The sequence below is a fragment of the Butyrivibrio sp. AC2005 genome (assembly GCF_000424145.1).
Classification (GTDB): Bacteria; Bacillota; Clostridia; order Lachnospirales; family Lachnospiraceae; genus Butyrivibrio.
On the sequence record NZ_KE384137.1, the window covers coordinates 590,289 to 613,374 of the forward strand.

15 protein-coding genes are annotated in these 23,086 nt (G+C 40.2%); 2 read left to right on the forward strand and 13 right to left on the reverse strand.

The genetic code is table 11. The features are described from left to right. Nucleotides 1-20 precede the first annotated feature (20 nt). From G602_RS0119590 to G602_RS27610, 5 genes are all read right to left on the reverse strand, one after another. The gene (locus G602_RS0119590; RefSeq protein WP_026660508.1) at nucleotides 21-1,889 is read right to left on the reverse strand and encodes a DUF3298 and DUF4163 domain-containing protein; all 1,869 of its coding nucleotides are present in this window, start codon (nucleotides 1,887-1,889) and stop codon (nucleotides 21-23) included. A 235-nt stretch (nucleotides 1,890-2,124) separates the two neighbouring features. Next, a complete protein-coding gene (locus G602_RS0119595) occupies nucleotides 2,125-4,377 on the reverse strand; it encodes an alpha-galactosidase (protein ID WP_026660509.1) in 2,253 nt (750 codons plus the stop codon). A gap of 16 nt (nucleotides 4,378-4,393) precedes the next feature. Further along, on the reverse strand, nucleotides 4,394-5,227 hold the full coding sequence (locus G602_RS0119600) for a carbohydrate ABC transporter permease (protein ID WP_026660510.1): 834 nt from the start codon (nucleotides 5,225-5,227) through the stop codon (nucleotides 4,394-4,396). Nucleotides 5,228-5,251: 24 nt separating this feature from the next. Next, nucleotides 5,252-6,142: a carbohydrate ABC transporter permease gene (locus tag G602_RS0119605; RefSeq protein ID WP_026660511.1), complete on the reverse strand. Its 891-nt coding sequence runs from the start codon at nucleotides 6,140-6,142 to the stop codon at nucleotides 5,252-5,254. A 76-nt stretch (nucleotides 6,143-6,218) separates the two neighbouring features. After that, entirely contained in the window at nucleotides 6,219-7,598 is a 1,380-nt protein-coding gene (locus G602_RS27610; RefSeq protein ID WP_044932797.1) for an ABC transporter substrate-binding protein, read from the reverse strand. Nucleotides 7,599-7,748: 150 nt separating this feature from the next. On the opposite strand from G602_RS27610, the gene G602_RS0119615 reads away from it, so the two are divergent. Continuing rightward, on the forward strand, nucleotides 7,749-8,612 hold the full coding sequence (locus G602_RS0119615; protein WP_026660512.1) for an AraC family transcriptional regulator: 864 nt from the start codon (nucleotides 7,749-7,751) through the stop codon (nucleotides 8,610-8,612). Nucleotide 8,613: 1 nt separating this feature from the next. On the opposite strand, the gene G602_RS0119620 is transcribed toward G602_RS0119615, so the two are convergent. Next, nucleotides 8,614-9,723 carry a cation diffusion facilitator family transporter gene (locus G602_RS0119620; protein ID WP_026660513.1) on the reverse strand — a complete coding sequence of 370 codons (1,110 nt, stop codon included), beginning with the start codon at nucleotides 9,721-9,723 and terminating at the stop codon, nucleotides 8,614-8,616. Between the two features lie 125 nt (nucleotides 9,724-9,848). On the opposite strand from G602_RS0119620, the gene G602_RS0119625 reads away from it, so the two are divergent. Next, entirely contained in the window at nucleotides 9,849-10,448 is a 600-nt protein-coding gene (locus G602_RS0119625; protein WP_026660515.1) for an NUDIX hydrolase, read from the forward strand. A gap of 149 nt (nucleotides 10,449-10,597) precedes the next feature. On the opposite strand, the gene G602_RS0119630 is transcribed toward G602_RS0119625, so the two are convergent. The 7 genes from G602_RS0119630 to G602_RS0119660 form a co-directional block, all read right to left on the reverse strand. Continuing rightward, nucleotides 10,598-11,155, reverse strand: a complete 558-nt coding sequence (locus tag G602_RS0119630; protein WP_026660516.1) for a hypothetical protein — start codon at nucleotides 11,153-11,155, stop codon at nucleotides 10,598-10,600. Between the two features lie 209 nt (nucleotides 11,156-11,364). Then, nucleotides 11,365-12,018, reverse strand: coding sequence for a hypothetical protein (locus G602_RS0119635; RefSeq protein WP_026660517.1), 654 nt, complete (start codon nucleotides 12,016-12,018; stop codon nucleotides 11,365-11,367). Nucleotides 12,019-12,068: 50 nt separating this feature from the next. Continuing rightward, nucleotides 12,069-14,204 carry a zinc-ribbon domain-containing protein gene (locus tag G602_RS0119640; RefSeq protein WP_026660518.1) on the reverse strand — a complete coding sequence of 712 codons (2,136 nt, stop codon included), beginning with the start codon at nucleotides 14,202-14,204 and terminating at the stop codon, nucleotides 12,069-12,071. A 16-nt stretch (nucleotides 14,205-14,220) separates the two neighbouring features. Further along, entirely contained in the window at nucleotides 14,221-18,375 is a 4,155-nt protein-coding gene (locus G602_RS0119645; RefSeq protein ID WP_081676081.1) for a vWA domain-containing protein, read from the reverse strand. A gap of 64 nt (nucleotides 18,376-18,439) precedes the next feature. Then, nucleotides 18,440-19,675 (reverse strand): YARHG domain-containing protein, encoded by a 1,236-nt coding sequence (locus G602_RS0119650; RefSeq protein ID WP_026660520.1) that lies wholly within the window; start codon nucleotides 19,673-19,675, stop codon nucleotides 18,440-18,442. A gap of 28 nt (nucleotides 19,676-19,703) precedes the next feature. Continuing rightward, complete coding sequence (locus tag G602_RS0119655) at nucleotides 19,704-21,971, reverse strand: zinc-ribbon domain-containing protein (protein ID WP_026660521.1); 2,268 nt, start codon at nucleotides 21,969-21,971, stop codon at nucleotides 19,704-19,706. A gap of 59 nt (nucleotides 21,972-22,030) precedes the next feature. Further along, nucleotides 22,031-23,050: a hypothetical protein gene (locus G602_RS0119660; protein WP_026660523.1), complete on the reverse strand. Its 1,020-nt coding sequence runs from the start codon at nucleotides 23,048-23,050 to the stop codon at nucleotides 22,031-22,033. Nucleotides 23,051-23,086: the final 36 nt, after the last annotated feature.

The following is a 23,086-nucleotide window of genomic DNA, read 5'->3' on the forward strand; positions in this document are numbered from 1 at the left end:
CAAAAATTGAAGCTATCTTCTTAACCCGCGTATACTAATCCATCGAATAAATCATCAATCTCACCTTCCTGAAGCTGTACCGGATAATCAACGGAGATATAGTACAATCTTGCTATCCTGCCATCGTCAAGCATGCAGTCTATATATTTTTCACCGTCTGTACTATACGGTATAAAGTGCGAACCGGAAGGAACTGTTACACCGCCTTCAGCAGTTGTTCCATCCTCATTTACAATATCTGCCTTAATATCACTCTTGGAATAAGCATCCTCTGATTTCCAGACTATTTTATAATCATCTGAAATTTTTACCGGAAGACCATCTGCTCCAACCTCATAGTTAGCGTAACAGGTAAAGGTTCCGAAGATTCCCATAACATCACCAAAACGCAGGTTATATGGATCTGATTGTATTGGTTCTACACGAAAACCACCGTCAAGCCGCTCTTCCATATAGTGATACCACTGCGTGCCGGCAAATTTTACATCATCACCTGTTATGTCAAATACATGCAGTTTGTAGTAGTCATTTACGTCCGGAATAATGACATAAATGTACTCTTTTCCATCAGTCGTTCCTATTCTATAGGCTTCAAGTGTCGTATTTTCGTTAATACAAAAGCCGCTGTCTGTATAGGCATATTTGCCATTAGCAAGTGCAAGTCCAAAATCATCACCGTAAAGTAAGTCATCATCCTCAGGATCATTAGCTGAATGAACATATCTAAAATGTAAGCTCTGTTGATCAGAATCATATTTCTCATCAATCAGAAAAATATTTTCTTTCATGCAAAAGCCGTTACTATCTTTAGGAATATATTTATCTGCGATAAGGCCGTCATGTTCCTCATAGCCTATCACTATATCTTGCATTCCATCTGCATAGGAGGCAATTTCGTACGGATTGAAAATGATGTGTAATCCATCACCTGCAAAATACCATTTGTACTCATATTCATATACACCTGAATCCAAATCAAAAACTGCATTATATTTATAATCACTAAGACCACTGTCTTCAGCCAGCGAAAACTGGCCTTCATATTCTTCTATCTCATGGAGCTTTTCCAGAATAATCTTATTAAGTTCACTTTCGGGGACAGTGACTACATCCCCAATATCCAGTTTTTTTCCTGATTCCACATCATAGTTCTGCCCGTTTGCGCCATACATTCCATGGACACCGCCGGTATATTCCGAATTGTAGCTGTATACACTAAAGACAATACTATCCGATCGTTTTACCATTAGTTCATCTTCATCAGAAAAAGGGCCATAAAAGCTATAGCCATTCTGGGCACAATCCTCATACTGTCCCTTAGCTTCAGATGTTGTTTGATCAGCCCACTTATCGAAGGATTCCATTTCTTTCTGTGCTTCGTCCTTAAGTGTCTTATAGAGTGCAGGATAAATACTTTCCCACTCGTCATCCATCATGATTGTCTGTTTAGTTCCTTTGTAAAGAATACCATCCGAATAGTCCTTACAGTTCCCATCGTCATCAGGAAACTTTACATCCCCGTCATATCTTGTATTGTACTTTTTTGAGATATTTTTATAAGTAGGTGCACCTGATATTGCTTGATTCATGGAGGATTGCTCTGAAGAATCATCCGGATTATCCGTATTATCAGTATCCTTGTTTTCTGTACCATTATCTGAATCTGAATTACCAGAGCTTTCGACAGCATTTTCATCAATCAGGTTATCAAGAACGGTTTTCTCATCCTTTGCAGCCTGTTCGTTTTCATTATTGTTTCTATCTACTTGTGCGTTTTCAGAGTTGGTCACCTCTTTTATATCATTTATTTTATCTGCTATGTTGCATCCGGTTATCATAGATGTTGCTATAGCAATGCTTATACATGATGCCAGGATTCTTTTTTTCATACTTATTGTTATATCTCCTTGTTATTCTTAGTTTTTGAAAAGGAATGGTGATATTCCGCTACAAGTATCAGTTCAAAAATGCCTTGTCAATAATAAGCGAAATTCAAAAAGATTATATCATTTTTCCGATTAATGTTTAGCAAATAAAAAAATGAATTCCAACTTCTTTACCCGAAAGTTGGAATCCATTTTAAAGCTATATTTTAAGCTCATATATAAATAGATTACTAATGATTTAAACCTTCTTTAAATGTATCTGTACAGAAGGATATACTCCATACAAGGGATCCAGTGCCAATCCGCCATTCATAAGTGCGTTTCCTGAATACGTAGCTTTTACCTTCTCCTCTTTTAACATAATCCCGGCTTCGGCAGGTACATCATCTACAGATGAAAAAATATTATCAATCTCATACTCTCCATAAGGATCAAGACCGCAAAGCTTCACATAAGGAATTTCAGGATTAGCACGAACATCAGTAACCACAAGGCTAAGAAGCGCCTCTTTCTTATCCATTGAAACAAATTGCCATGAAGTGAAATACTTCTCCGTTTCCTCATCGGATATCCTGTAGTATCTGCCTCTCTGAATAAGATCATAGTATCTGTTAAAAATGCTAATCTCTTTCTTTATCTCATCCTTCTCATCATTCGTAAGTTTTCTTGGATCAAGCTCATACCCAAAAGTTCCGGACATGGCAACTATTGCCCTTGTTCTGAAAGGAACAACTCGTCCATTCTGATGATTGGGAGATGCTGACACATGAGCCCCCATGGTGCTTATAGGATAACCATAGCCTGTTCCCTTCTGAATTTTCAAACGGTTAATTGCCTCACTGTTGTCCGAACACCATATCTGTGGTGAATAGAAAAGCATTCCGGCATCGAATCTTCCGCCACCACCTGAGCAGCCTTCAATCATTATATGAGGATAGTTTTTCCTGATTCTTGAAAGAAGGTCATAAGTTCCAAGCATAAATCTGTGAGCTGTTTCCCCCTGTCTGTCAGCTGGAAGCGCATTTGAATAAATATTTGCCATGGACCTGTTGTAGTCCCACTTTATATAGGAAAGCTTTGCAGAATCAATAACCTTCGTCATGCTCTCGTAAATGTAGTCGACAACTTCTTTTCTGGACATATCGAGAACCAGCTGATTTCTTCCCATTACAGGAGCTCTGTCAGGATCTCTAAGTGCCCAGTCAGGATGATTTCTGAAGAGATCAGAATCCTCGTTCACCATCTCAGGTTCAAACCAGAGTCCGAATTTCATACCAAGAGAATCTGCATGGTCAGCAATACTCTTTATTCCACCCGGAAGCTTTTTGTCATTTACAAACCAGTCTCCAAGGCCACTGTTGTCATCATCTCTTTTCCCAAACCAGCCATCATCAAGCACGAACATCTCAATGCCGGCATCGTGAGCAGCATCAATAATCTCAAGGATACTCTTTTCGTTAAAGCTAAAATAAGTTCCCTCCCAGTTATTGATCAGGACTGGCCTCTTAACATCACGAAATTCTTTAGGACAGATATTTTCAAGAATTATTCTGTGATACAGATAGCTAAGCTCATTAAGGCCACCATCGGTGTAGGCCATTATAACTTCGGGAGTTACAAAGCTATCATTTTTGTTAAGAAGCCATGAAAATCCTTCACTTCCGATTCCGCTCACAACTCTGATACTTCCTGCCTGGTCAACCTCTATTTCCTCTGCGTGATTGCCGGAATACATAAGCATAAATCCATAGCATTCACCATGATTCTCAGTCGCATCATGGTCACACAGAATAACAAAAGGGTTATTGTGGTGTGAACTTGTGCCACGCTTAGAACCCACAACATGAATGTCATGAGTAAGGGATACTCTCTCGTGTTGTCTCTCCATTGCATGTCTTCCGTGAAAATGGATGAGATCCATTTTCTTATGAAGAAGATCAACGGACATAGAAGCTGCCTTTGTAAGCCTGATGGGATTATCTGATACATTTTTGATCACAACAGATCTTGTGATAATATCCTTTTTGTCAAACACACTATATATAAGTGAAGCCTCGATGAGTGCTGTTTTATCCTCCAGTATAATCTCCAGAGTGGAAACGCTGTCCTTCTCTCCTCTAACATAGGGCAGGTTTTCAAGCTCATTTTTTCCTTCTATGACAACATGACTCTTGTATCTAAGATCCAGCGTTCTACTTCCATTATCAAGAATTACTCCGACAGCATTAACCCTGAAATCTCCGGCACCATATGTGCCGTATTCAAGAGGAAGTGTATCAGGCGACACTCCTCTTCTATTTCTTCCCTCATACGTATTTCCTGAAAAACCTCTGTCAACCTCTTTAATGAGAAATGACATATCAGTCTTGCCCACAGGTGAACCATAGTAGGTATGAAGCAACATACCATACTCGTTTATTTTCATCTGGTACTCAGTATTACTTGTTGTCAGGAAAAATACTTTGCTTTTTTCATCAAAAACTATAGCCATTTTTTATCACCTCGCATCAGAGTTTTCCACCTGATGTTGCAATTCCTTCCACAAACTGCTTCTGGAATATTATGTAAATTATTATCATAGGAACAATTGCAAGTACAGCTGAAGCCATCATTGCGGGATAGTCACTTCCATACTGTCCCTGCATTTTAGCAAGACCTGCACTAAGTGTTGTTGTCTGCGCGTTAGTACAAACAATCATGGGCCACATGAGATCCTTAAATGCAAACAGTGCTGTAAAGATTCCCAGTGAGATCATAGATGATCTTGTGAGAGGCATCATAATAAAAAGAAATGTCTGACCTATATTACAGCCATCAATAGCCGCTGCCTCTTCCAAGTCCTTGGGAAGGCTCTGGTATCCTGTTTTTAACAGGTATGTTCCAAAGGCTGTCACAAGACCGGGAAGTACCAGACCTGCCGTGGAATTTAATATATGAAGCTTTGAAGCCATAAGGTACTGAGGAATAATGAAAATCTGGGAAGGAATCATCATCTGGATAAGAACCAGTGAAAACATAAACTTTTTACCCGGAAATTCAAGTCTTCCAAAAGCATATCCTGCCATGGTGGCTGTGAGACATGCACAGACAACACGGAAGAAAATAAACAAAATTGTATTTTTATAGAGCGTAACAAAATTGTAGCTCTTCCAGACTGTGGCAAAGTTCTCAAAGTGCCACCCATGTGCCGGCAGAATATAAAAAGGGTTTACCGAAATGGCTTCCTGATTTGTTTTAAGTGCAGTAAGTATCATCCATACAAACGGCACCAGCATAATTATCGAAAAAACTATAAGTACTGTATATGTAAGTATCTTGTTCCTTACATATTTCTTTTTCATGCTATCCATAACATGGTTCCTTTCTTAATTATAGAATACGATCTTCTTTTCGAGTTTCTGAAGAAATACGGTGGTTATCATAATAAATACAACAAGTACAACAACAATTGCTGCGCCGTATCCACGATTACTGTTTGTAAATGCATATGTATAGAACAGATAAACAATGGACTGTGTCTTGTTAAGTGCAAGATTTGTTTTATCCATTACCATGAACATAAGATCAAATACAGTCAGAGCACCGATAATTCTTGTCTGTACGATAAAGAAAGTCGTAGGACTAAGAAGCGGAACCGTTATGTTGAAAAACTGAGAAATTGCAGATGCACCGTCAATCTGAGCTGCCTCATAATAGTCAGCGGGAATCTCCTGCAGACCACCAATGAACAGAACCATATTATATCCGATGATTGACCATACACCTATAATTCCTACACTGATCCAGGCAATGTTCGGATCAGAAATCCATGCAACATTTGTATGGAGAAAGTTGTTCAAAAGACCAAACTGCTGGTTGTAAAGCCATTTCCAAACCATAGCAACCGCAGCAGGTGCACAAACCATAGGGAGGAAAAACAGAGTACGGAAGAACCCTTTTCCCGGAAGCTTTTTCTGCAGAAGAACAGCAAGAATAAGAGCAATTACTATTCCAAGCGGAACTTCAACTATCGCATATTTCACAGTGTTCCAAAGTGACTGCCAGGTTTCTGTGTTGCCAAGAACGGCCTGATAGTTTGCGAGGCCAACAAATTTGTTCCCTTTTCCGAAATCTCCGGTCTTGCATAGAGACTGATATACTGTGTTTATCGCCGGATAAAAGTTAAGTATTATCAGTCCAAGCATTGTAGGGGTTATAAATGCCCATCCCCATATGGCCTGTCTTTTTTGCGACGGGGTCATTTTCCCTTTACTCATAATCTTTTTCTCCTTAAATTGCCTCTTTGCTTTCGCAAAGAGGCAAGTCATTAACATTAAGTGTGTCCGTTATAAATTACTCAGCTGCAATAGCATCCTCAATAATCTTCTGTGCATTATCACAAGCTGTTCTCATTACTTCAGGATCCTCCGGATTCTGCCAAGCATCAAGGAAACCGCCTGCCTGCTGAAGAGCATCTTCCCAAACAGTTGTGTTTCTTGTGTAAGGACGGAAGAACAGATCTCCCTCTTCCTCAGCTCTTACGAATGCAGAAACGTCCATTCCTTCAAAAGCACCTGAGAAATCTTCTGAAACTCCCTTCATGCCACCCATTGTTACACCAAGCTCAGCCTGCTTCTTCTGGCCTTCCTCTGAGCAGAAGTAAGCGATGAGATCATAACAAGCCTTAGGATCTGCTACATTCGCATTAGCTGCCCATCCAAGTCCGTTATAAGCTGAGTAACGCTCGCCTGCATCACAGGTTCCGTTTCCGTTAACATCTGCATAAGGAAGCATTGCCCATGCATAATCTGCATGATTTTCTGCTGTATAGAAGGAATTGATCATCCATGAACCCTGTGTGATCATTGCAGTTTTGCCTGACATGAAGAGTGAATCTGTACCTGTCTCAGCAACTACTGACTGAGGAGCACCAACTGTAAGAAGCTGTCTGCACATCTCCATACCAGCCTTACCTTCCTCAGAACCGATTGTTGTACCCTTGTGGTCATCTGTGATAACCTGAGCACCAAAATCGTAAACGAGGTTATACCAGCCATCCTGGTTGTTTGAAGTATTCATAGCCATACCATATACTTCACCGTTTGAACCCTCTGTGATCTTCTTAGCTGCTTCATACATGTCATTCCATGTCCAGTCGTCTGTAGGATAATCCACGCCATACTGATCAAAGATTGCTTTGTTGTAAAGAAGAGCGATTGTGTCGTGATCCTTGGGAAGTGCATACTGTTTTCCATTGCTGTTGTAAAGATTCCAAACGCCTTCATAGTAGTTAGCCTGATCAATAGTAGCATCATTTGCGATGTAGTCTGTAAGATCAAGAAGAATCTCATTCTCCATGTACATCTGTGCTGTATTTGAGTGCATCCAGAATACGTCAGGCATCTCTCCACCTGAAGCACCAGCCTCAAGAAGTGTCCAATAGTTATCCCAGTCAACAACTTCTACAGAAACCTTAACTCCTGATTTAGCCGTCCAGTCATCGGCAATCTGCTGAATGCCTGCCTGCTGATTTGAATCCCAGATGTTGATTGTGATCTGATCTGTTGTATATCCACCTTCAGAGCTTTCAGCTGCTGTATCTGTACTCTCAGTAGCCTCTGTTTTTTCTGAATTTGCTGCTCCGTTATCTCCTGAATTAGATGAGCCGCCGCATCCGATCATACCAGTTGCCATTACAGTACTAAGTACAAGTGCCAATACTTTCTTTTTCATTTTTGTCCTCCAATTTTGTTGCGGTAACATCTTCCTTTTGTTATCCGCACCCTTGTTTTTTGTTTCAACAAATGCAATTCTAATCTCCCACAGATAATAATTACATGTTATTATGTTATTAGAATTTGTCATTTTGTGAGGTGGATTAAAATGGATACTTCCGAAAACGGTTTAGGTTTTGATTTTTGTGCCTTTCTGGATTACGACAAAAGCGCTGAAGTGCGTCTTTACGAGATAGGAAATTACAAATGTGAACCAGGGTATTCTTATGGACCTGTTGTACGCCCTCGTGGCATTTTGCATTATGTGATATCAGGAAAAGGCAAGCTCCGAATAATGAACAAAGAGTATAAGATACATGAAAACCAGCTTTTCTATATACCAGCCGATATCATGGCATATTATGAAGCAGATCATGATAATCCGTGGGAATATATGTGGACCCATATTGGCGGTGCTGTAATACTCGAAGTCTTAAAGGATTGTCAGCTTGATGAATATAATCCTGTTAAAGATATCGTATCTCCTAAGGGCAAATATTTTCGCAGTCTTTTTGACATTTTATCTGATATATTTAACGACTATGAAAGTGAATACTACTGTATATCCAGAACCTATGAAATGATGGATTATTTTAAGAGAGCTTACGTATCCGAAACCAAAAAGACCAGCGAAAGCCTGCAGCTTCAGTACGTCCGCACTATCATCAAATTCATTCAGCTAAAGTTTTCAGAGGATATTCATGTTGATGACATCGCTTTGACCTGCGGTTTAAACCGAAGCTATCTTTCAAGACTTTTTCATGAAGCAACCGGCACGACCATAAAAGATTACCTTCAGTCCTATCGTATGCAGGCTGCAGAAAATATGCTAAAAAATACCGACAGCACTATACAATACATTGCATACGCTGTCGGCTATAATGACATATTCACCTTTTCAAAGGCTTTCAAAAAACATACAGGTTGTTCTCCCAGTGCCTTCAGGAACAAGACAAAAGAACCGTCCCCGTGACTTAGTCACTAAAGTCGCGGTCCATATTTATTTTGAAATCATACTGCGGATAAACTGCTTTCAGTTCGGATATTACGTCCTGATGCAGCTTTTCCTTGTCTTTTTCCTTGAATGAAATTACCATATCGAATGCTACAATGTTCTTTATTTCATCAAGGTAAAAGCCGTGAATCTGCTTTATGTTTTCATGGTTTCCTATAATGTTTCTAACAATTACATTTCTAAGTTTTCCTGCTGCTGAACTATCTGAGTTTTGGGAATATATGCTTATTCCCTCAATCGCAACTCCATGTTCTTCATATACTTTTGCAGCAATCTGTCTCTGAAGCTGATCAAGTCTGTAAATTGTGATATTATCAGGAACCTCAATATGAACTGAACCTATATATCTGTCCGGACCGTAATTGTGCAGAAGAAGGTCATATGCTCCCTGCACCTCCGGAAATGAAGCTATCGTCTTCTTTATCTCGCTTGAAAGTTCAAGATCTACTCTTTCACCAAGAATTAGTGATAAGTTGTCACGAAGCATTTCAAGACCTGCTTTGATAATTACAATTGAAATAACAGCGCCAAGCCAGGCTTCAAGGCTCACCTTTGTGATTATAAAAATAATAGCAGCAAGAAGTGTCGATGCAGAGATGACTGAATCCAGCTTTGCATCCTCACCCGATGCTACAAGTGATTCGGAATTAACGCTTTCTCCAACCTTTTTCACATAGGTTCCGAGAACTATCTTTACCACTATTGCAACTGCTACGATTACAAGGGAGGAAGTCTGATATGAAGGAAGTTCAGGATTAATTATCTTTTTAATAGATTCCACAAACGAAGTTATTCCTGCATACAGAACGATTACAGAAATAAGAGCCGCGCTTAGATATTCGATTCTTCCGTAACCAAGAGGATGCTTTTTGTCAGGTTCTTTCCCTGCAAGTTTGGTTCCAATGATGGTAATTACCGATGATAACGCATCGCTAAGATTATTGACTGCATCAAGAACAATTGCGATAGATCCCGATACTATGCCAACTCCTGCCTTAAAACCGGCAAGAAGAATGTTGGTTACTATACCTATGATACTTGTTTTAATAATTGTGCTGTTTCTATCCATGATGTAAATCCCCTTAATTATTTTAATATGAATATATTTAGTTTTTCCTTATAAATGCTTATTTCTAATTATATTGTATATGAGATATATAGGAAAGAGTGCTGTTTAAGTAATATAATATATACATGAATGCAAAAGAAATAATTGAAAAAATAGAGAATAGCAAAATAAGCATAATTCCTCCAAAAAGCTCTGCGGTTGTAATTCCTTTGATTGAAATATCAGGAGAACTTCATGTGCTTTTTGAAGTAAGGTCGCGCGATCTTCGTTTTCAACCGGGGGAAGTCTGCTTTCCGGGCGGAAGAATTGATGCGGGTGAGACTCCTTTAGAAGCAGCTGTTCGGGAGCTGTGTGAGGAGCTTAGTATTGATTTTGTTGATTTTAAGATTCTCCGTGATCTTACTCCGCTTGCAGGACCTACCGGTGCCTTGGTATATCCATTCGTCGCTCTTTTAAAGAATTATGATATGTCCTATTCCCCTGATGAAGTCGAGCGGGTGTTTACATATCCTGTTTCATATTTTGTTGAACATCCCGGTGTCAGCTATCCCATGAAAAAAACGACTGTCGCGCCTGATAATTTTCCATACCGCATGGTCACCGGTGGTACTGATACTTACAACTGGCATGAACAGCATTATGATATGTGGATTTACGAGGACACATGTCCCGTTGTTTGGGGTTTCACCGGAAGGTTGCTTCACGCATTTTTAGAGTTGATTTGACATGGCCCAAATTATTAAAAATGGCTGTGAAATTGAATTTTCCACCAATTTCACAGCCATTTTACTTAATATCGCTTGATTATAATCGTTTTAAAATTAATACCACTACTACCACCGTCAACAACTGATGATAACTATAGGTCTCCCAATTATCTATTGTAATCCATTGTTTTATCAATGCCATTTACATAATCATAAATGATTTCACCATTACGGGCTGTTATAAGTACCTGCTCATGATTTGAATCATTCACAAGACTAAGATATACGTCCATATCATGAAGCTTATATGCTTCGTAATACGTGTAGGAGGCTCCTTCCATAACACCAACCAGATAACTCCAGCCTTCTTTTGCTGTAGGATCACTATCCAGTTGAGCAAGAGCCTCATCCGCGCCCGTATACCACATATTGATGATTACACAATCATCCTTAACTTCAAAGGTATATCCAGCCTGATCGTTTTCACTTACACCCTGCTCCAACCCCTGCTTGGTGAATTCAATCAGTTCATCTCTAGTCATATCTTTAAAATCTTTGCCCAGTAAAGAGGCATCTTCGCTCTCTGTAACGGTCTCTGCCTCCGCTTCAGCTATACTGCCACTAACAGAGCCTGATGTAGCATATACTTTTGTTACCGGTGCCAGTATAAGTGACATCATAACTGCCATAACAGATACTGAAATTATTCTCTTAGAAATCGTCATAATAAAGCCCTCCATGGATTGTACTCCAATAGACAGATATTCCATTCCCCATTCGAGTACTGAGAAACGAACTTGGTATCTGCCTGTAATTATAGAAATATACTATATCTTAAAGCCATAAACTCTATATAAAATCAGTCCGCCAATGATTTTATATATCAGAGTCTGACAGGATATATAAAACAAAACTCCTCCCAGCAATAATATTCTTATTCTGCCGTATCTGATTCCATATCAATTTCCGTATCAGAATTATTTAAATCTTCCACATCAGAATCATCCAAATATTCATAACTATCCGCTGATTCCTCCACTTCCGTCTCAAAGGCACACAGAGGCTCACCTTCCAAAGCATTACCTTCGTACAGTACAACTGTAATATTAGCTGTGTTCAAAGGAACCTTAAAGAGCAACATGGTCATTAAATATGATCCACTTTCATAATCCAAATCTTCCTTGTAATAAGTTTCATCATCATCTCCAAACTCATCATCAGGCATGTCCGTATAAGGAGTAAGTATCTTATCTTCACCAAGAAGTTCATTGCCTTCCTCGTCTTTGGCACTGATGATCACGAATCTTTCAGGATTTATAAGCTTAGTTGCACCTTTTCCAAAATCAGAAAAATCGAAATCAACTTCTATATATTTCTCATTTTCACGAAGATCATACCCCGAACGAAACCAGTCTGCACAATGCCTTAAGGACAGGCTCAAATCATCTATTTCCACAAACTCGCTGGTAGTATGTGTCTCATACGATCCTACAGCTTTTATCGTCAAAGGGCATATTGCCATTCCAATAAATATCGAAGTCATTAAAGCACCTACGATAGCTTTTGAAATATTACTTGTCTTCTTCATAGACTTCTCCTTTCACATCGATTCAAATCTATAATGGAGCGTTCAGGTATTTAATCACTCGGTTTTCCGCACTTTATACAGAACTTTGCAGCCTTTCTATTTTTTGCACCACAGTGCTTACAAATTTTCCAATCACCTTCAGTTGAATCATTATGATTCTGCTCACTCCAAGCCTCAGGTGTCTGCATATTCCAGGGTTCTTCCCTCTGTTTCTTCCACTCAGCTGCCTTCTGTGTGGCCTTATCTGTAGCGTTTTTAATAAATCCAGGCATTCCCAGCTTCCTGCCTGACAGTTTTGCAAACAGGATTACGCCTGCAGATGCTAATATAAAAAGTATAAGAAGCACTAACAACCATCCCGAAAGCCTTGTAATACTAAGATACGAATAAGCCTCATGTATATTGGTTGCAGACAGATCAATATATTTCTCCGAATTCTGAAAACTGCGTCTTGTTATGTAATAGATAAGATCAGCTATAAAACCAACAATTGCAAAACTGCAGGTAACTACACCGCCCCTAAACATATTTTGATTAAGCGTACGCTTTTTTATCCCGATGAATATAACAAGGAAAGTCGTTATCACCATTGCAACTATGAAAATGAGCGCTACAAGCCACAGCCATTTTCCAAATCCGCCTGCCTTGCCTTTACTACTACCGTCTCCCAGATCATCAAGATCTGCGTCCACGTCTGTCGGTGCCTGTCCGTCCTTACTATATGTAATTGCAAATGCATAGGTAGAAATATTACCAGCTCCGTCAGTAGATTTAATATCAAAATTGTTCAATCCATCAGCCAAATCAAGTTCAAGCGAAAAGCTTCCATCTTCGTTCTTTTCTGTTTCATTTCCGTTAACCGTAAGTACTGCATCAGCGTCAGTTTTACCTGTAAGCACAATGTTTTTATCATCAGTTACAATACCGTTAAGTGCTTCATAAATCTTTAATTCAGGTGGTATCACATCGACAGTAACTATCGTATCGTACACGTACCATATATTATCATCAGCCTGATAGCTTATACGCAGCTGCGCAGATGTATCTCCAACAGGTATAAGATGTTTCCCACCACCATTTAATACAATTTCTTCCTCACGCTTATCATCTATCTTCGTGTAAACAGCCTGATCTAAAGCATTCTCATAGGAAATTGTGTAATTCGTTGAATTAATAGTGTCACTTTCAGGAAGGTTCATCCAGAATTGACCCTGCCTGCCGGTCAGGTAGACAGTCTTGGTAAGTGGTGCTGATATTCTTCCGGCATCATTTTGCAGAGTGACTGAGCATTCTACAATCTTTGTACCATCCTTAAGCTGTATATTTGTTACATCTCCACCGTCTGATCGTATTACTATTACAGGATCCTGCTCTGCGCCGTCCTCTTTGATATTGATACAATAACTTTTAGCCTCCCAAGGTACATACTCAGATATATCAACATCAATCGAATTTGTGATCATATCCACCGTTACCTTGAAGTCCTCAATTGCATCGGGTGCACCATCAGGATTGGTATAGGAAAAAGGATCACTGACCAGAGTCTCCATATAACGCATATTATCTCTGTCATAATAGGCAATTATCTGAAAATAATACTTGTCATAAGTATTGACGTCTTTTAAAGGAACCTCTGTTTCAGTTATCTCTCCCTCATATCCATAGCCTTTTTTGAGGACACGATAATCATCCATGTTTTCATAAGTGCCAATTCTGATCTCGTAATTAAAATTCCTTCCGTCAGGCTGAGTTACTCTGAATGAAACAGGCAAATTGTTATCTGCATCCATACTGCCGAACTTCAGCGAATCGATGACCATGGGTTCCTCTTCTGCATAAGCCTGAACAAGCAGTTCGTCATTTGAACCTTTATCGTATATAAGTTTCCACTGTCCTCTCTTGGCATTTTTCACAATAATGAAAACAGTACTTTCACTCTGCACATATTCTACGTTTGCAGAATTGAGCTGCACTTCATTATCATCAGGATCTTTTAGGGCGAGCTTTATATCGCTCTTTTCATACATCATACTGATGTAGAATGTTCCGCCCTCCTTATCCATGTAATATACGTTCTTCTCTTTTACTTCAGCACATACATCTATCGAGAAAAGCATAAGAGTACAGCACATTACAAATACAATTAAGAACCCTAAGCCTTTTAAACTGATATGATTCTTACTCATAGTCGCATCTCCCCATCTAATCAAAACTTACGTCCGGAAGCCATCCGGAAAACATAACCTTCATGGCTATTTTTTCCTTGCTGCCATTTTCGCCTTTAAATCCAATATATGGTGTTCCGGTGTAATTATCTTTTAGCAAAAAGCCATACTCAACCGCGCCTTTACACTCTCCACTCCACTTCTTTATAATATCAAGATCAATAGAGCCTTCTCCCGCTCCGCCAATCCTCCATCCGGCTGTAGCCGCCAATATGCTCCATCCCCACTGTCCTTTGACCTTAAACCTCGGAAACTCGATATTAGGTCCAATAGGTATATCGATACGCATTCCATATACTCCCGGTCTGTTAGTCCCGAGGACATAGCTTTTATAATCAATCACTCCCATGACAAAATCGATTTTTCCGCACTCTACCTCGCCAAGAAGCTTTATGAGTGAATTTAAAGCAAACTGTGCATTTCCAAAAGATATGGCCAGTTTTGTTTCTTCAAACTTTACAATGCAGAGGTTATCTCCAAGCCAGCTGGCAGCTCCTGCAGATATTGTCTTAAGGCTGCCAACACTTATGTCCAATCCTCCGACAAAATTTGCCACCCATAATCTATGCGAAAATTCCCTTACGTCATCCTGTCCGCTTAAGTCATCTATTCCCAGCATCATATTGTTAAATCCCACCGGTACTCCACCTATCGGAACATCGAAAGGAATATCTGCATAAACCCTCACTTTATCCAGGTAACCACCCTTTGCTTCAATCTGGAAGCCCCAATTATTTTTTCCATCATCGCCACTGACATTACCAAATCTCTTAAAAATCGAAGCATTTATAAGTAAGGTACAGTCATAATCATCTTTAAATGTATCCCATTTCAGGGCAAACTTCTTTAATCCGTATTCTCCGCCAAACATTTTAAGGCTAAACGTAAGATCTTCTGTGCTCACATCGCCCGTAGTAAACAAACCACTATTATCAACAAAACCTTCAAACTTCACACTGAATTTTAAAGGATTATCTATACCATTCGGATTACTCCTGGTTTTAGTAAGTCTCTTGAACAGACCACTTACACACGGAAAATTCCAGCAAACTTCTCCCGCCTTAAACTCATATTTATTAGGACGTAATGTATACTCCGGTGCCTGAGCAATAAATACTCCCGCCTTCCAGGAATCGGCACCTGCCCATCTTACGGTTTCAACCTTATATTTATCAAAATCTTTCAGGTTAACCTCATCGTTATAAAGCGTGTACCTATCCCAGTTTCCGACATTAGTTTTATTTCCAAGCAGCATCATAAGTCCAAGGAGTGGCCTTGAGCTCAGGATATAGCTCCCTGCTGTACTTGTCATAGTCACTTTATTATCCTTAATATCACCCTCAATAACTACATCACCGTTAAAGTACAGGAAACCGTTCATTCTTACATCGCCGGTAATGGTGACCTTTTCATGCTCCTCATCCCTGATGACACGATTTCCGAAGAAGCAGTAAGCACCATATCTGAATACCTGCTCGCAGCCATCAAAAATCTCAATCTTATCCTTGAAATCTACTCCGTTAACAGCGATAAAAGCTTCATATTCTCCCGGCGGTATTCTGCCCGGAAGCATAACACTGAAGGATTCATCAGACACATAGTTTCCAACAAAGGTTTCGATATAAGATTTTCCTTTAAGCGTAACAAAGCAGCTCATGGAGCTTTCAAACCCTTTTCCGCGAATGAAGCCTTCCACATCCTGAACTTCACGGTAAATCTTCTTTGTAGAAAAACCTGTGCAGTCAAAAGGAGCATCCTCCGGCTGTTCTTCTACTCCGCTCTCCTCTATGTCATCTTCGTCTCCAAGCGAATATTCCTTGGTCATGGCATAGCCGTCAGCTTTGTTAGCACAAGTTAATACACGGTGTTTTCTCTTTGTATCAACTGCCTTGAAAGATACAATATAGTTATTTTCCATCTGAGCATGAATAAAGTCGTAAATATTGTTAAGCTCGGATGCCGAGAATGAATATACAAATCTTCCATTTCCTGCCCTTGCAACTGTCTGAAGGTAATCTGCATTTACAGAGCTTCCCATACCGACTGTATAAACGACAGTGTGTCCATCGCTTGTAATATCCCGAAGTCTTCTGAGAGTATCTCCGTTAAAAGAATCATCCTCACCATCAGTCATTACAATCACCACATTAATGGTATCTTCATGTTTTCCAACTTCACTTAAAGCAGCAAATGTTCCTGAAGCAATATTCGTTCCTCCTCCCGGATTAAGCATCTCCAAATAAGGGATAACTTCACTGGGACTTCCAAGTATATGTGAATTGAAATCAACTCCATCAGAGAAACCAATAACACCTATGCTCTCTTTTTCAGTGAGACTGCGTGCAAGACTCCTTACCGCAGACCGAAGCCTCTTCTCGCTTCCATCCATCGATCCGGATTTATCACAAACAGCAAACAGGATTGCCTTGTCATACTTAACTTCCTCGATTGTGTAGTCCTGTATTACTATATTGCAATCATTGATTGCGAGCTGAGGGTTCTCTAAGTCAATGGGCTCTGATGTCTGCAAATTGAAAGATACTGTAGGAAATTTTGATGTATCAATTTTACCGATATTAAGAGCTGCATTTTCCTTTGCTATGCATGTCGTGTAAGCAGATGCCAGCTCCTGCGCAGCAGATAACTGCGTAGTCTGATCTGCATCATCCTCTCTCTGAAGCAGTTCTTCAAAGTTTTCAGGATCCTCAGGATCTAAATATTCTCCCTCTTCCTCCGGCTCAGGTTCTTCCTCTTTTTCCTCTTCATCTTCAACCTTGGGCTCAGCAGGATTAGTATGGGGAACCTTCTTGTTATATGCCTTATTTAAGGATTCTCCCACATCAGTAAGCTCATTGGGATCACCTGCTCCATACCTGGTTGCACCGATTTCCTGACAAGCGTCACGATAACCGTCATCGCTCGAATATGGATAGGTATCCATACTTTTATCCATGCACTTATCACCCTTTTCAGTATTTCCAAGGGCATAATTTATTGCGGCTTTTCCCATGTATAGAGGACTCTGATCCTTAATATCTTCCTTACCGGGTTTTATTCTTTCCTCTATTTCAATCAGAGCAGCATTATCAGAAGCTTTTCCCACATTCTTTACTTTGTTTTCGTAGCTTCTTAGTTCAACTCCTTCTTTTCTCTTCTTAACCTTTTTCAACGCTTCTTCGCACTGCTTATTAACAGCCTCAACCTCATCATCATTTAACGAGGAAAAGCCTTTTGGCAGATCACTTCTCTTCATATGATGATCTATCAGCATCTGACCTACCGCAACAAGTGCCAGCTGTGAACCGGATTCATCCGCATACTTTGCCAGAGACTCCCTTTCTCCCAGCATAATAAGAAGGCGCACATAGGCTTCGTCAACCCTGGATATCTTAAAAGCGTCCTTACTATTGGCATAGAGATCCGCAAAACTGTCAAGATATCTCTTCAGATAATAGGTATCTGCGCTGTTTTGTTCAATGTAATTATTGTATTCCGTTGCTATAAGGTTTGCTGCCTCTATAGCTTCAGCAAGCCCCTCAATGTGAGCATCAGCACTTGTTTTTTCAGTAATATCATCTTTTACTGCCTGTGTTATATCCGATACAGGATCCAGTGAGCCGTTCAGAACTTTGTTAGCAATGTCTACCTGCTCGCTTGTATACCCATAGTCCACAGGATTAGCATTCTGACTTTGTAAATATTTTATCTGGGAAGCTAAATTAGAAGCGGTATAGATATCCATAACTTCATTATTCTGAAGTTTAGATAAAAGCGCTGATTCAGTGTCTGTCATTACGGAAGAATTTCCGGTAGAATCCAGTTTTTCATAAAGAAGCTTAGCTCCAACATAATCCTCTTTTAATACGCAGAGTCGCGCACATAAAAGTGTCCCCTGTGCTGTCTGCCCACAGGAAGAATACAGAAAGTCAATGTAGGTATCTGCTGCCGTAAGGTCACCCTCTGCCATAGCCTGCTCAGCGAGATACACATAGTAGTCCTCTGTCGATTCCTTTGTAGAGCTTGCTACCGATGTACTGCCACGGAAATTGGCCACAGTAAACACACCCAACAGCAAAAGCGTTGTGATAATTATACGCGATAAATGTATACGACTAACTCTCCGCCTTTTCATAGGTCATCCTTTCTGCCCCAAAGCAGGCCACAAAAGAATCGACTATTCTAACATTCTGCTATATTTACTTTCTTCTATTTCTCTCTTTTACAAGGACATTTATATTCTTTTTCTCTATATCATTAAGTATGCTGTCCTGAATCTTATCGAATTCCCCGGGTTCGTATATTCCTACATACCAGGAAGTACTATTAAAATAATTCTGTAATTCCTTATCCTTAAATTTTCTGCCATGCCTTGCATAAATTTCGTTTATGGCAATCCTTAATTCATAGTCCGACAAAATCTGAGCATCGTAATCTGATAGCAGGCTAGTTGCTGAATACGGAAAAACAAATTCATAAGCTGCCTGATACGCCTGATTTTGCTGTATGGAATTATTGTAGCCGCTGTTATAGCCATCATTATAGCCGTCACTATATCCGCTATTGTAATTGTTGTTGTAGTTGTAATTGTTATTGTACTGATCGTTAGTATTGTACTGATTATTCGTGTTGTATTGATTATTATTGTACTGGTTATTATTGTTGTACTGGTTATTATTGTTGTACTGGTTATTAGAATTATTTACGTATTGATCATTGGAATAACCATTATTGGTCTGTGCGCCTGATGGATCATGAGGATCATAATAATAAGAGTTCGGTGTATAGGTGCAGACATGAGTCTGACCGCAGGCACTTATCCTTACGGTATTCTTATCATCAGAGACCGAAATAAGCATCTGTGTTGTTACATCATCACTGTACTCAGGCCAGGCCATATAGCAGCCATGTCCCACCGGAGTAAGTGTGCAGGTCATGTAAACTTCACCTGTCTGCATGTATGCAATTTTTACCTTCTGCAATCCATCGGTATTAGTAAGTTTAAAAATCCAGATGTTACCCTCACCTTCATAGGCTCCTTCATAGGGATTAACATCCCAGGTTCTCTGTGTCTTCGTACTGTCCCAGGCTCCGTCCGAACCACAGTAAAATCCATCAGAGGAATAGTTGTCCTTTACAAGGCAGCCATCATATCCTACAAAAAACAGCATATCTCCATCCAGCACCCAGCAGTTTCTGACAAGCTGATTTGTACGGTCTTTATAGGTCCATACACCATCCTGATTTTTCTCCCAGGTTCCATCACTCATTGCATACATTCGTGGACTGTCAGTGCCATTTTCACCACGGCTGCTTATGCTCATAACCGTTGACATATCCTGTTTTCCGGTATAAGCATTTGCAGGGAGCATTCCTGTTATCAATATCATGCCTGTCATAAAAAATGATGCAATAATCTTTCCATAACGTATCATGGTGACTACCTCCGTTTCACAAGAAATCTTACCTCTTTAAAGTAAATCTGTCCGAATATCCATAGTCCGTGATAATAAATCTTTCACCGCCATTAAGAACCGTAATCTGAGGTCCACTGCCATATATTCCATTTCCCTCAAGCATATAACAGGAGCCTCCTTTATAGATGACACCATAGTTTTCGGAATAGCCAAAGCTGTATACTCTCTCAGCAGTTCCATCATAGGTTCCGCTTGGTGACATGGTAAATTTCCATGCAACACTATCTGAACCATTTTCATATACATAGGTACCGGTCTGAAGTTTATCCGTCGTGGTGAGTCTCGGAATGTACTTATCCCAGGCTCCGTCAGCTCCGACATAATATCCGTCCGATGCATAGTTGTTATACATAAGGCACTTATCGAATCCTATGTAATAATACTTATCCATCTCCTTAACCCACATATCCTGAGCCTGCTGCCCATTCATCATGTAGTAGATGGTCTCACCACTCTGAAGTACATCAAATTTTCCACCTGTAATTGCTTTGGATGGAGGTGCTGCATCATCACCTGCAGGGCTGTTTACATTTGAGTCATTATTAGCCCCACTGTTATCAGCTGCAGGTCCTGTTCCATTATTAGTGGCGGGTCCATTACCTGTACCGGTCCCATTATTCGTTTCTGTCACTTCATTTGAGGCAGGACTATCGGTAGAAATTGTAGTATTGTCAGTTGTTGAAGATGTTGTGCTTCCAATGCTACTATCCTCAGTTGTGTTTTCATCTCCAAAGGTCATGGAACTCTGTGAGTTAGTCTCTGTGTTACCGCTTGATGAATTACCGGTTGCTGAATCATCCTGCTTGTTATCCTTAGACTCGCCAAAGGTAATCCCACCTGAATTAGTATCTGAGGTAGTACCAATCGTGGAATCATCTGAAGTTCCTTTATTAGATGCTATATCAATTTCTTCCTGCTTATCTTCTTCAGTAGAACCAAAGGATATTGAAGCTGTTCCGTTACCGGATTCCTCTGTCCCATCCCCATCATTTTCTTCTGTACTTCCGCTATTATTTAAAGTAAGTGTGACTTCCTCCTCATTTGCATTCTTATTCTGTTCAATCTTACTCTTAGTATTGACTTGAAGATCAGCCACATTAAATAATTCCGGATGGTACTCATTAGTTATTTTTCTGTAATACTGACCACCCTCATACTCAGGTGTCCAACTGCCAAATGTCAAAAGGAGTTCATCTTTCAGAGCTTTATCATTCGCAAGTCCAGTCTCATACCATCCCCGCTCAAGCCTTTCATCCATGATTTCAGGTGCACCGGGATCTACACGATATTCATCTATCTCTGCATAGAGTATAATTACGTAAGTTTGTAATTTATTATCTTCATAATTATTTAAATCATCAAAGTAATACTTCCCTGATACTGTCGTCTTTGCATCCGGATTATCCAAGTACCACCTCTCAGCTATATAAGTGCCATCATCAGCAAAAGTTACACGTCCCCCGGTGTTGGTTTTCCATTCTGACTGATTGTCAGAAAGCGTTCTGAACATATTGGGAGTGTCATCTATATTTTCATAACATTTAAGCCATGTCCCAACCATATAATTTTCCGGAAGAGGATCTTCCTCCGTTGAAACATTTATGGTGTCCATAGTCTCAGTGTCTCTTTGATCCCACTTGATCTTTCCCCCATCTGTTTGGGTGACGTCGGCGCCACTACTAAACAAGCTAAGTCCTTTTTTTGCTTCAGTTGTTGTTTCTGCCTTCTCCTTGTCAGTTATAACTTCCTTACCATCCGCAACAATTTCACCGACTTTACCTCTTAGCAGGAAAAATGCTCCAACACCTATTCCAATAACAAGGATAGCCACTGCTGCAATCACAATAGGTATTACAGGGAAATTAGAGGCAGGTATAGCAGGCGCAGGAATTGAAGGTGCAGGGATTGGTTCCTCCGGCTTAGGTGTCGTAGGTTGTGGCGCAGGGATAGATTCCTCTGCTTTAGGTGCTGTAGGTTGCGGTACAGAAACAGATGGTGCAGGGATTGGCTCCGGAGCTGCAGCTTTAGGCGGTTCAGGTATTGGTGTTTCGGGTACTTCTACCTTTGAAACCTCCGTCATTGGTGTATCTTCCTTTGGAGGCTCTTCTTTTTTCTTATCAAATATGTTCTTGAATGGATTCTTAATCTCAGGAATTCCTGATTTTGCAATTATCTGCAAAGTCTGTCCGCAATTATCGCAGAAGGCGGCCCCATCCGGTAATTCTGTTCCACAGTTGTTACAATAAATAGCCATATCCAAACCCTCCTAAAACAAGATTTAGGAAACAAGTTCCCCAAAAAACTATAGAAAAATCAATACACGTTACTTAGATCAATATCATTTCCAAGTATATTAGTACCTTTAAGTGTGTTCGGGTTAATGTAATACCAGTCCCAGGTGGCTATATGACCACCTGTCTGTTCATACAGGTGGATATTAAGTGTCCCGTCCGGATCTATACTGTCAAGCTCTGCAAAAGGCGCTCTGCTGTGCTTTTTCGCACGTTCGACTATTTCATCGTTGCTAATACTTCCACCAGCTCCGGTATTGTTGTAGCCCTGGCCTGAATCTAATGAGTTTGCCATTCCCGGTCCTGCAGGTCCCTGACCACTCTGGTTCTGCCCCTGATTTCCTGCATCACCTCGAAGCTGTCTCTCTTCAACCTTATTTAGTCCCAGGTATGCCCAATATATATTTTTATCAGCTGTCATGATATCCATCTTACCGGTGGCATGTATCCTTTCGTCAGGAAGCGTGAAGAAACTGTATATATCCAGCCCTCCACCGCCCTCTATATTTGCATTTATAATGCCACTGTTATTCCAAAAGCCGTTTATCACAAGATTATTCTCATTAACAGGATTCGCATCACCGGGTCTGTCAGGAATAGCTTCGGTAATTTCAATTCTTATTCTCAGGTTATCCCCACCAACATTTTCTATATAAAGTTTTCCTATCTCTTTTCCAAGGAAAAGCGGTGCAGGCGCCAATGATGTCTGATCCGGATGATGATAGATGACCATATCCCATGTGCCCTCAAGCTTACTCCTGTCAGTAACCTCCTGAGCCAAAGGATTCATACTATAGTAATAGATTCCCTCGAAAGCATCATAGCTCATAGAATTCAGGAACCACTCGAAATCAGATAAGGTCGGTCCGTCATTTCCGGTGACGCTATAAGTTGACGGAGCATTCCCCGTGTTACCATTCTGTCCATCTGCATCTTCAGAAGGTCCGGCAAGGCTTTTCATACCGAATTTTGATAAGAAGGATATCGTCAAAAGTGCGATACCAGTAATTATTAGTGTTCCTAAATGATTTCTTCTTCGCATGTCAGCCTCCTTTCCGATACTGATAGTTTTCCGTAT

Excerpts from the sequence above, each read along its gene's own strand:
- G602_RS0119590 (WP_026660508.1), bottom strand. The coding sequence starts at position 1,889 with ATGAAAAAAAGAATCCTGGCATCATGTATAAGCATTGCTATAGCAACA.
- G602_RS0119595 (WP_026660509.1), bottom strand. The coding sequence starts at position 4,377 with ATGGCTATAGTTTTTGATGAAAAAAGCAAAGTATTTTTCCTGACAACA.
- G602_RS0119600 (WP_026660510.1), bottom strand. The coding sequence starts at position 5,227 with ATGAAAAAGAAATATGTAAGGAACAAGATACTTACATATACAGTACTT.
- G602_RS0119605 (WP_026660511.1), bottom strand. The coding sequence starts at position 6,142 with ATGAGTAAAGGGAAAATGACCCCGTCGCAAAAAAGACAGGCCATATGG.
- G602_RS27610 (WP_044932797.1), bottom strand. The coding sequence starts at position 7,598 with ATGAAAAAGAAAGTATTGGCACTTGTACTTAGTACTGTAATGGCAACT.
- G602_RS0119615 (WP_026660512.1), top strand. The coding sequence starts at position 7,749 with ATGGATACTTCCGAAAACGGTTTAGGTTTTGATTTTTGTGCCTTTCTG.
- G602_RS0119620 (WP_026660513.1), bottom strand. The coding sequence starts at position 9,723 with ATGGATAGAAACAGCACAATTATTAAAACAAGTATCATAGGTATAGTA.
- G602_RS0119625 (WP_026660515.1), top strand. The coding sequence starts at position 9,849 with ATGAATGCAAAAGAAATAATTGAAAAAATAGAGAATAGCAAAATAAGC.
- G602_RS0119630 (WP_026660516.1), bottom strand. The coding sequence starts at position 11,155 with ATGACGATTTCTAAGAGAATAATTTCAGTATCTGTTATGGCAGTTATG.
- G602_RS0119635 (WP_026660517.1), bottom strand. The coding sequence starts at position 12,018 with ATGAAGAAGACAAGTAATATTTCAAAAGCTATCGTAGGTGCTTTAATG.
- G602_RS0119640 (WP_026660518.1), bottom strand. The coding sequence starts at position 14,204 with ATGAGTAAGAATCATATCAGTTTAAAAGGCTTAGGGTTCTTAATTGTA.
- G602_RS0119645 (WP_081676081.1), bottom strand. The coding sequence starts at position 18,375 with ATGAAAAGGCGGAGAGTTAGTCGTATACATTTATCGCGTATAATTATC.
- G602_RS0119650 (WP_026660520.1), bottom strand. The coding sequence starts at position 19,675 with ATGATACGTTATGGAAAGATTATTGCATCATTTTTTATGACAGGCATG.
- G602_RS0119655 (WP_026660521.1), bottom strand. The coding sequence starts at position 21,971 with ATGGCTATTTATTGTAACAACTGTGGAACAGAATTACCGGATGGGGCC.
- G602_RS0119660 (WP_026660523.1), bottom strand. The coding sequence starts at position 23,050 with ATGCGAAGAAGAAATCATTTAGGAACACTAATAATTACTGGTATCGCA.